This window comes from Aquabacterium sp. A7-Y (genome assembly GCF_026153205.1).
GTDB lineage: Bacteria > Pseudomonadota > Gammaproteobacteria > Burkholderiales > Burkholderiaceae_C > Caldimonas.
On the sequence record NZ_JAPFBW010000068.1, the window covers coordinates 1 to 9917 of the forward strand.

A 9917-nucleotide genomic window follows, 5' to 3' on the forward strand; every position below is an offset into this window, starting at 1 on the left:
GAAGATCACGGTGGACGTGAAGGGCGAGATCCTGGAGCTGAAGAACACCATCAACACGATGGTGGACCAGCTGCGCAGCTTTGCCGCGGAAGTGACGCGGGTGGCACGCGAGGTGGGCACCGAAGGCAAGCTCGGCGGCCAGGCCGATGTGCAAGGTGTGGCCGGGACGTGGAAGGATCTGACCGACTCGGTCAATTCGATGGGCTCCAACCTCACGGTGCAGCTGCGTGACGTGTCCAAGGTCGCGACCGCCATCGCGATGGGCGACCTGACGCAGAAGATCACCGTGGACGTGCGCGGCGAGATCCTGCAGATCAAGAACGTGATCAACACCATGGTGGACCAGCTCTCGTCCTTCGCGGCGGAGGTGACCCGGGTGGCCCGCGAGGTGGGCACCGAAGGGCGGCTGGGCGGCCAGGCGCAGGTGCGCGGGGTCTCGGGCACCTGGAAGGACTTGACCGACAACGTGAACTTCATGGCCGGCAACCTGACCGGCCAGGTGCGCGGCATCGCCAAGGTGGTGACCGCCGTGGCCAACGGCGACCTCAAGCAGAAGCTGACGGTGGAGGCCAAGGGCGAGATCGCTGCGCTGGCCGAGACCATCAACAGCATGACCGACACGCTCGCCACCTTCGCCGACCAGGTGACCACGGTGGCGCGCGAGGTGGGTGTGGAAGGCAAGCTGGGCGGGCAGGCCAAGGTGCCGGGTGCCGCGGGCACCTGGAAGGGCCTGACCGAGAACGTCAACCAGCTGGCGGCCAACCTGACGACGCAGGTGCGCGCGATCGCCGAGGTGGCGACCGCGGTGACACAGGGCGACCTGACGCGCTCGATCACCGTGGAAGCCCAGGGTGAGGTGGCGGCGCTCAAGGACACCATCAACGAGATGATCCGCAACCTCAAGGACACCACGCAGAAAAACACGGAGCAGGACTGGCTCAAGACCAATCTCGCGAAGTTCAGCCGCATGCTGCAGGGCCAGAAGGACCTGGTCACGGTGGGCCAGCTGATCCTCTCCGAGCTGGCGCCGGTGGTGCGGGCGCACCAGGCCGAGTTCTACGTGGTCAGCACCGTGTCCGAGACGCCGCGGCTGAAGCTGTTCGCCAGCTATGCCTCCGGCGGCCAGATGACCCACGGCAAGGAGATCGAGCTGGGCCAGGGCCTGGTGGGGCAGTGCGCGATTGACAAGGAAAAGATCCTGCTCACCAACGTGCCCTCGGCGGCCTTCCGTGTCGCCTCCGGCCTGAGCGAGAGCGCGGCGATGGACGTGCTGGTGCTGCCGGTGGTGTTCGAGGGCCAGGTGCGCGGCGTGCTGGAGCTGGCCTCGCTGGAGCGCTTCAACCCGGCCCACGAGGCCTTCCTCGACCAGCTGACCGAGAGCATCGGCATCGTGATCAACACGATCGAGGCCAACAGCCGCACCGAGGACCTGCTCAAGCAGTCGCAGTCGCTCGCCGAGGAGCTGCAGAGCCGCCAGCAGGAGCTGCAGCAGACCAACCAGGAGCTGCAGGAAAAAGCCCGCCTGCTGGCCCACCAGAACCAGGAGGTGGAGCGCAAGAACCAGGAGGTCGAGCAGGCTCGCCAGGCGCTGGAGGAAAAGGCCGAACAGCTGGCGCTGACCTCCAAGTACAAGTCCGAGTTCCTCGCCAACATGTCGCACGAGCTGCGCACGCCGCTCAACAGCCTGCTGATCCTGTCGGACCAGCTGTGCAAGAACGCCGAAGGCAACCTGACCGCCAAGCAGGTGGAGTTCTCCAAGACCATCCACTCCTCGGGCAACGACCTGCTGATGCTGATCAACGACATCCTGGACCTGTCCAAGATCGAGTCGGGCACCGTCGCGGTGGACGTCAGCGAGCTGCGGCTGGACGAGCTGCAGCGCTATGTGGAGCGCAGCTTCCGGCATTTCGCCGAATCCAAACACGTCGGCTTCCAGGTGCGGGTCGAGCCGCCGCTGCCCAAGAGCATCGTCACCGACGTCAAGCGCCTGCAGCAGATCATCAAGAACCTGCTGTCCAACGCCTTCAAGTTCACCCACCACGGGCAGGTGACCTTCACCTTGACCACGGTGGCCGAGGGCTGGTCGAGCGACAACGAGGAGCTCAACCGGGCCGGCCAGGTGATCGCCTTCGAGGTGGCCGACACCGGCATCGGCATCTCGGCGGACAAGCAGCAGATCATCTTCGAGGCCTTCCAGCAGGCCGACGGCAGCACCAGCCGCAAGTACGGCGGCACCGGGCTGGGCCTGGCGATCAGCCGCGAGCTGTCGCGCCTGCTGGGCGGCGAGATCCGCCTGGTCAGCGCGCCGGGCAAGGGCAGTGTCTTCACGCTCTACCTGCCGCAGAGCCTGGGCGGGGCGCGCGGCGGGCGCGTCACGCGGACGCCGGCCGTCGAAGCACCGCGCCGCCGTGCCGGCAGCGAGCACGTCGAGGCCGCGGCGCCGCCCGATGAGGCCGAGGTCCTGGCCGCTGCCGAGGTCCTGCCGGCGAGCAGCAACCCCGCCGGCGACGACCGTGCGGAGATCGCCCCGGGCGACCGGGTGCTGCTGATCGTCGAGAACGACCTGAGTTTCGCCAAGGTGCTGCTGGACTCGGCCCGCGAGCACGGCTTCAAGGGCCTGGTCAGCACCGGCGGTGCGCAGGCGCTGTCGATGACGGTGGAGTACCAGCCGGCGGCCCTCACGCTCGACATCCACCTGCCCGACATGCAGGGCTGGCGCATCCTCGACCGCCTCAAGGCCGACCTGTCGACGCGCCACGTGCCCATCGTCGTCGTCTCGACCGACGACGCCCGCGAGCGCGCCTTCGCCTCGGGTGCGCTGGCCTTCCTGGCCAAGCCGCTGCAGTCCAAGGACGAGGTGGACCAGGCGCTCGCCGACCTGGGGCGCTACAGCGCCCGCAGCGAACGGCGCGTGGTGCTGGCCATGGGCGACACGGCGGCGCGGCGCGCCCTGCAGGACGGCCTGCGCGGCGAGATCGAGCTGGTGCTGGCCGAGCAGGGCGAGACGGCTCGCCAGGCGCTGACACGCGGCGGGGCGGACCTGCTGGTGGTGGACGCGAGCCTGCCCGACTTCGGGCCGGACAGCCTGTTGAGCGTGGTGGACAGCGCGCTGGAGACGCGCCCGCTGCCGGTGGTGGTGTTCGAGGGCGGTCCGGACGAGGCCGCGTCGGCCTGGCACCAGTCGCACCTGCCGCTGCCGGTGCGCCATGCCGGTTCGCTGGTACAGCTGCTCGACCACAGCGCGTTTTTCCTGCACCGCAAGGTCTCGGCGCTGCCCGGCCCGCAGCGTGGCGCGCTGGAGGAGCTGCAAGGCCAGGTGCGCACCCTGGCCGGCCGCAAGGCCCTGATCGTCGACGACGACATGCGCAACATCTTCGCGCTGGCGACGGTGCTGGACGACCACGGCATGGTCATCGTCTCGGCCGAGAACGGCCGCGATGCGATCCGGCTGGTACAGGACGACCCCACCATCGACATCGTGCTGATGGACATCATGATGCCGGAGATGGACGGTCTCGCCACCATCCAGGAGATCCGCAAGCTGCCCGGCGGCCGCGAGCTGCCCATCGTCGCCGTGACCGCCAAGGCGATGAAGGGTGACCGCGAGAAATGCATTCAGGCCGGCGCCTGGGACTACCTGTCCAAGCCGGTCGACACCACGCACCTGCTGGCGGTGCTGCGGAGCTGGTTGTGCCAATGAATCCGTCGCCGCCCGTCACCGCGAACCCGCTGGCCGCTGCCGAGGCCGACCTGCCGCGGCCGGGCAACATCCTGATCGTCGACGACCTGCCCGACAAGCTGCTGGTGCTGCAGACCGTGCTGGAGGACCTGGGCCAGAACCTGGTGTCCGCCCGCTCCGGCAGCGAGGCGCTGCGCGAGGTGCTGCAGCGCGAGTTCGCGGTGATCCTGCTGGACGTCAACATGCCCGACATCGACGGGCTGGAGACTGCGCGCCTGATCCGCAGCTACAAGCGTTCTGCGCACACGCCCATCATCTTCATCACGGCCTATGCCGACGAGATGCAGACCGCCCGCGGCTATTCGCTCGGCGCGGTGGACTACATCCTCTCGCCGGTGGTGCCCGAGGTGCTGCGCAGCAAGGTCAAGGTGTTCGTCGAGCTGTATGCGATGCAGCAGCGCGTGCGCCAGCAGGCCGAGGAGCGCGTGGCGCTGGCCGCCGAGCAGGCGGCCCGGCGCGCCGCCGAGGAGCACTCGCGGCGCTCGGCCTTCCTGGCCCAGGCCAGCCGGGTGCTGGGCGGCTCCCTGGACACCGGCGTCGCGATGCGTGAGCTGCTGCGCCTGCTGGTGCCCGAGATGGCCACACTGGCCGTGCTGAACCTGGGGTGCCCGGATGGTGTCCCGGGCGGCTGCCTGATCCAGCAGGCGGGCGACGAGGGCGCGCCGCGGGTCCGCGAGTACGCCGAGCTGCCCGCGCCGCTGCGGCAGTTGCTGGAGCGCGCCCTGGAGGCCGAGCGGCGCATCGACGTGGCGCGGCTCGAAGGGTATGCGCCCGGGTCGCCGGGTGTCGAGCCGGCCGCGGCGGCGGTGCCGCTGATGGTCGGGCGCAAGCCCATCGGCACCCTGCTGGTGGCCGGGCCCGCGCTCGTGCCCGGCGAAGCCGACGGCGCGACGGTTTTCGGATTGCTGGAGGAAGTCGCCGGGCGCGCCGCCATCGCGCTGGAGAACGCGCGCCTGTACCGCAGCCTCGAGACCGAGATCGTCGAGCGGCGCCAGGCCGAGGCCGAGCTGCAGGAGGTCAACCGCCGCAAGGACGAGTTCCTCGCGATGCTGTCGCACGAGCTGCGCAACCCGCTCGCGCCCATCCGCAATGCGATCGAGGTGATCCGCCGGGTCGCGCCGCCGGACCCCAAGATCGGCTGGGCCAGCGACGTGATGGACCGTCAGGTCAAGCACCTCACCCGCCTGGTCGAGGAACTGCTGGACGTTGCCCGCATCAACCAGGGCAAGATCGTGCTGCACAAGCAGCGCGTCGAGCTCAACGCCGTGATCTCGCATGCCGTGGAAACGGTGCGCCCGATGATCGAGGCGCGTCGCCACACGCTGGAGCAAAGCCTGCCCGAGCAGCCGGCCTGGCTGCAGGCCGACTTCAGCCGCCTGTCGCAGATCGTCGCCAACCTGCTGAACAACGCTGCCAAGTACACCGAGGAGGGCGGCCGCATCGAGCTGTCCGCCGCGATCGATGGCGGCGAGGCGGTGATCGGCGTGCGCGACAACGGGGTCGGCATCGAGCCGGGTCTGCTGCCGCGGGTGTTCGATCTGTTCCAGCAGGGCGAGCAGACGCTGGACCGCAGCCAGGGTGGCCTGGGGGTCGGCCTGACCCTGGTGCAGCGCCTGGTGGCCTTGCACCAGGGGCGCGTGCAAGCGCGCAGCGGCGGCCGCGGCCAAGGCTCGGAGTTCAAGGTCTGGCTGCCCTGCGTCAGCGTGGTGGAGCGCGAGCACGGCGGCGACGGCGAGGCGCCGGCCGGCGATGTCCAGGGCGTGCGGGTGCTGATCGTCGACGACAACCAGGACGCGGCCGACAGCGTCGCGGCCGTGCTGGCGCTCGAGGGGCACGAGGTCAAGACGGTGGGCGACGGCCTGCAGGCGCTGGCCTGCGCGCCGGTCTACGTGCCCCAGGTCGTGCTGCTGGACATCGGCCTGCCGGGCATGAGCGGCTACGCGGTGGCACGCCGGCTGCGCCAGACGGCGGCGACCAGCGATGCCCTCCTGATCGCGCTGACCGGTTACGGCCAGCAGGAGGACCGCCAGAGCGCCGCCGAGGCGGGCTTCGACGCCCACCTGGTCAAGCCGGCCGGGCCGGAGGAGATTCTCGCCTTGATCGATGCCTGGCAGGCCCGTCGCCACGCGGCATTGGGCGACCCGGCGGCCGGCGACCTGTCGGTGGGCTGAATCGCGCGGCGGCCGAGAGGCGCGGCCGGCGACGCGCCTCAGCGCTCGCGCCGGCCGCGCAGGTTCTTGTCGACGATCGCGAGCAGGATCAAGCCGAAGCTGAACAGGCGCACCAGGTAGAACAGGGGCGCCTGCTCCTCGGGCTGCTGGTCCAGGCCCAGGGTCACGCGGTTGATCGCATCAAGCAGGAAGGCCAGCGCGAACAGCAGGAAAAATCGGTCGTGGGTGCGGCGCCAGAAGCGCAGGAAAAACATCGCGGCCACGACCGAGGCCATCGCGATGGCGCCCATCAGCAGTGCGTTGGTCAGCATGTCACTCCGAATCGAGGATGAGGCCGTACAGCAGGACCAGCATCGCCGCCAGCGCCACCCAGCTGCGCGCCTGCGACAGGTCGCGTCCGGGCAGCACCAGCTTGTCGATCACCAGCAGCAGGTTGTTGGCCGCCAGGCCGACGAAACACAAGCCGCTCCACAGCAGCAGGCGGTAGCGGCCGCGCCGCCAGGCCTGCAGCAGCAGCACCGCGCACACCACGGCGGTCAGTGCACAGAGACCATAGATCATGCTGGCCATCATGAGCGGTCCCCTTTTTTCCTGAGCTTGAAGGCGTCGGCGAATTCCTGGACGCGGCTGTCCCGTCTGGAGTGGATCAAGTTGGTGACCGGGATGAGATGGGTGGAGTAGAGCGCTGCCAGTGCGTCGACGTGGGCCGCCATCGCGGCCGAGGCGGGTGCATAACGGTAGGCGCCGCCGTGCTGCTGCGCCAGACCCAGCTGCTCCAGCCGCAGCAGCACGCCCGCGGCCTCGCCACCCGGGATGTAGAGCCGCTGGGCCACCTGCTCGACGGCCCAGACCGCCGAGGGATCGCGCCAGAGTATCAGCAAGGCCTCCATGTGCGCGATGGAGTCCACGTGATCGAGGGCGAACTTCCGGATCGGGGCCGGGATGAGGTCTTGCGTCACTCGAGGCTGGGGCGTGTGGGGCTGCAGGCAGGGTGGATCGACACCGGCCGCCGTTTCGGCGCACCAGTGGCCGGCTCGCTTTATACCCCGTCTTTGGGCCATCGGGGCGGCCGGGCTCGGTCCCCGGCCCTGTCCGGCGCGGCGGCGCCGGTCGCTTCAGGAAGCCGCGCCGCGCGCCAGCAGCTCGGCGTGGCGCGTCGCGTCGATGTTCGAGCCGCAGACGATGAGCGCGACGCGCTGTCCGTCCAGCTGCGCGCGCAACGGGCCCAGCAGGGCCGCGGTGGCGGCCGCGGCGGCCGGCTCGACCGCCAGCTTCATGTCGCGGAACAGCGCGTGCATCGCGCGGCACAGGGCTTCGTCGTCGACGCGCACGATCTGGTCGACGAAGCGCCGGCACACCCCCCAGCTGTAGGGCAGGGCATAAGGCGCCCCCAGGCTGTCGGCGACCGTGTCCACCCGCTCCAGCCGCGCCGGCTCGCCGGCCTCGAAGCTGCGGAACATCGCGTCGGCGCCGAAGGGCTCGACACCGTACACGCGGCAAGCGGGCTGCAGCTGCTTGATCGCCGCCGCGACGCCACCGCACAGGCCGCCGCCGCCGACCGGCACCACCACGGCATCGAGCCGGCCCAGTTGCTCCACCAGTTCCAGGCCCAGCGTGCCGGTGCCCTGCGCGGTCAGCGGGCCGTCGAAGGGATGGACCAGGGTGCGGCCTTCCTCGGCGACGAGGCGCTGGGCCAGCTCGAAGGCGTCGTGCACGGTGTCGGTCAGCAGCACCTCGGCGCCCTCGGCGCGGCAGGCGGAGATGCGGGCCGGGCTGGCATGCCGGGGCATCGCGACCTTGGCGTGGCAGCCGGCGACGCGGGCCGCGTAGGCCGCCGCGATCGCGTGGTTGCCGGCGCTGGCGGCGACCACACCGCGCCGCAGCGCCTCGGCATCCAGCGCGGCGAGGTTGTTGAGGGCGCCGCGCAGCTTGAAGGTGCCGGTGCGCTGGAACAGCTCGAGCTTGAGCCAGACCTCGGTGTCCGGATGCAGGCTGTCGGCGACGACGCCGGTCTGCCAGCGCCAGACGGGGGTGTGCAGGACCTTGCCTTCGAGACGGGCGGCCGTGGCGCGGATCTCGGCCAGGCTGGGGTAGGGCGAGGCGACGGCGGCGGGCGGGGTGTCGGTGACGACGGCGGACATGCGGGGTTCTCCATTCGATGCGGTTCGTGGCGGGCCGGGGGCCCGGGACGGCAGGGGCACGGGGGGACCGCCGGGCACCGGCCGAAGCCGCAGCTCAGCGGTCCTGGCGAATTCGAATGGACCCCGGGGTCGGGGTGGTAGCGAGGGGGAGGGGCGGGAAGGTCACGTCCGCATCATGGCATGGCCGGCGCCGACGGGCGAGCGGCCTTTGCCGTGGGCAGGGGACGGCGGCCCCCCAAGGCGCGCCGCGCGGACGCGCTGCGCGGTCTGCTTACGGGGCCGCTCCGCTGGCCTTCGCGACATACCGCGCCAGCGCCGCGATCTGCTCGTCCGACAGGCTGGCGCGGTAGGACGGCATCGCGCCCAGCCCGTTGCGCAGCGCGGTGGCAACACGCTGCGCGTCGGGCTTGAGCTCGTCCAGCACCGGCCCGACGGCCCCTTCGGCGCCGGCGTCCTTCAGCGTGTGGCACAGCTTGCAGGCGGGCACCGCGGTTTCGGTGAAAAGCTTGCGGCCCAGCGCGAGCTGGGCCGCCTCGTCGGCGCGCGCGGCGGGCAGCAGCGCGGCTGAGGCCAGCAGCGCCAGGCTGGCCCGGTGCCAGCCGCGGCTGAGGCGGATCAACGCGCGCATCGGGCTCAGGCCACCGTGACGGTGACCGCGTGGTCGCGCCAGCTGGTGTTGTTGTAGCCGCCCACGTTGTCGACCCGGCCCTCGGGCTGCACGTTGCCCGCCGCATCGGTGGCACGGCTGGTGAGGGTGTGCGTACCCGCCGGCAGCTCGGTGCTCAGCACGAACTGGCGCCACGCGAACTTGCCGAGGTCCGGGCCGACCAAGCGCGCTTCGCGCCAGGTCTTGCCGCCGTCGGTCGAGACCTCCACGCGCTTGACCGCCTGGGTGCCGCCGAAGGCCACGCCGTGGATCTGCACCCGGCCGGCCGTCAGCGTGCCGCCGTCGGCGTTGGGCGAGTTGACCCAGGACTTCACGCTCATCTCCAGCACCGAAGGCTGGCTGGGATCGGCCTTGGCGCCCGGCGGCGTCATGCGGTAGCCGTGCGCCATGATCTTGGCGTCGCTCTCCTTGGCGGTGAAGGCCAGGCGCTTGACGTACTTGATGTTGTTGACGCCCTGGTAGCCGGGCACGATGAGCCGCAGCGGGCCGCCGTGGGCCAGCGACAGCGGCTGGCCGTTCATCTCCCAGGCCAGCAGCGCGTCGCCGAGGGCCTTGATCGGCACCGAACGCTCGACCACGACGGTCTTGGGGTCGATGCCCTCGGGCAGCTTCTCGCCCCCGGTGCCGGTGATGTAGGCCATGCCGTCGGCCACGCCGCCGAGCGCCTCCGCCACCGCGCGCAGCGGCACGCCGCTCCACACCACGCAGCCGGCCGCGCCCACCTTCCAAGGGGTGCCGCTGGGCTTGCTCGGGAAGAAGCCGCGGCCGTTGCCGGAGCACTGCAGCACGGTGGTCACCGTCTCCAGGCCCAGCGTCTTGAGCTGGCCCAGGGTCAGCTGCCGAGGATGCTGCACGCCTTCGATGTCCAGCACCCAGGCGTCCCGGTCGGCCAGCACCGAGGCATCCGGCGGCGGCAGGTTGTTGCGCACGTAGAGCTGTTCGCTGGGCGTGATCACGCTGGTGCCGAAGGCGCTGCGCCGGGTCTCCAGCGTGTTGGAGCTGTGCACGATCAGGCTGTCGCCGGACTTCCAGCTGGCGTAGCCGGGCAGCGGCTTGGCGGCCTCGGTCTGGGCCGAGGCGGCGCTGCTCCAGGTGCCGAGGCCGGCGGCGGCGAGGGCGCCCGCGGTGCCGGCCAGCAGGTGCCGGCGCGGCAGGGAAGTGAGTTCCTTGGTCATTTTGTTTTCTCCTGAAGGAAGGAA

At 70.7% G+C, this 9917-nt stretch carries 8 protein-coding genes; 2 read left to right on the forward strand and 6 right to left on the reverse strand.

Features of this window, described 5'->3' with window-relative positions; genetic code table 11:
- Both OOT46_RS30350 and OOT46_RS30355 read left to right on the forward strand, forming a co-directional pair.
- On the forward strand, positions 1-3700 hold a 3700-nt coding region (locus OOT46_RS30350; protein WP_265407359.1), incomplete at its 5' end, for a response regulator.
- Positions 3697-5910 (forward strand): response regulator, encoded by a 2214-nt coding sequence (locus OOT46_RS30355; RefSeq protein ID WP_265407360.1) that lies wholly within the window; start codon positions 3697-3699, stop codon positions 5908-5910. The genes OOT46_RS30350 and OOT46_RS30355, both read left to right, overlap by 4 nt.
- 38 nt (positions 5911-5948) lie before the next feature.
- Here OOT46_RS30355 and OOT46_RS30360 read toward each other — a convergent pair whose 3' ends face one another.
- The 6 genes from OOT46_RS30360 to OOT46_RS30385 all read right to left on the reverse strand — a co-directional run bounded on the left by OOT46_RS30360 (position 5949) and on the right by OOT46_RS30385 (position 9893).
- A complete protein-coding gene (locus OOT46_RS30360; protein WP_265407361.1) occupies positions 5949-6221 on the reverse strand; it encodes a DUF5985 family protein in 273 nt (90 codons plus the stop codon).
- A 1-nt stretch (position 6222) separates the two neighbouring features.
- The gene (locus OOT46_RS30365) at positions 6223-6483 is read right to left on the reverse strand and encodes a DUF5985 family protein (RefSeq protein WP_265407362.1); all 261 of its coding nucleotides are present in this window, start codon (positions 6481-6483) and stop codon (positions 6223-6225) included.
- The gene (locus OOT46_RS30370; protein WP_265407363.1) at positions 6480-6869 is read right to left on the reverse strand and encodes a hypothetical protein; all 390 of its coding nucleotides are present in this window, start codon (positions 6867-6869) and stop codon (positions 6480-6482) included. The genes OOT46_RS30365 and OOT46_RS30370 overlap by 4 nt, the downstream gene beginning before the upstream one ends.
- Positions 6870-7025: 156 nt before the next feature.
- Positions 7026-8051: a threonine ammonia-lyase gene (locus tag OOT46_RS30375; protein WP_265407364.1), complete on the reverse strand. Its 1026-nt coding sequence runs from the start codon at positions 8049-8051 to the stop codon at positions 7026-7028.
- Between the two features lie 271 nt (positions 8052-8322).
- A complete protein-coding gene (locus OOT46_RS30380; RefSeq protein WP_265407365.1) occupies positions 8323-8679 on the reverse strand; it encodes a c-type cytochrome in 357 nt (118 codons plus the stop codon).
- Between the two features lie 5 nt (positions 8680-8684).
- On the reverse strand, positions 8685-9893 hold the full coding sequence (locus OOT46_RS30385; protein ID WP_265407366.1) for a sulfite oxidase: 1209 nt from the start codon (positions 9891-9893) through the stop codon (positions 8685-8687).
- Positions 9894-9917: the final 24 nt, after the last annotated feature.

Excerpts from the sequence above, each read along its gene's own strand:
- OOT46_RS30355 (WP_265407360.1), top strand. The coding sequence starts at position 3,697 with ATGAATCCGTCGCCGCCCGTCACCGCGAACCCGCTGGCCGCTGCCGAG.
- OOT46_RS30360 (WP_265407361.1), bottom strand. The coding sequence starts at position 6,221 with ATGCTGACCAACGCACTGCTGATGGGCGCCATCGCGATGGCCTCGGTC.
- OOT46_RS30365 (WP_265407362.1), bottom strand. The coding sequence starts at position 6,483 with ATGATGGCCAGCATGATCTATGGTCTCTGTGCACTGACCGCCGTGGTG.
- OOT46_RS30375 (WP_265407364.1), bottom strand. The coding sequence starts at position 8,051 with ATGTCCGCCGTCGTCACCGACACCCCGCCCGCCGCCGTCGCCTCGCCC.
- OOT46_RS30380 (WP_265407365.1), bottom strand. The coding sequence starts at position 8,679 with ATGCGCGCGTTGATCCGCCTCAGCCGCGGCTGGCACCGGGCCAGCCTG.
- OOT46_RS30385 (WP_265407366.1), bottom strand. The coding sequence starts at position 9,893 with ATGACCAAGGAACTCACTTCCCTGCCGCGCCGGCACCTGCTGGCCGGC.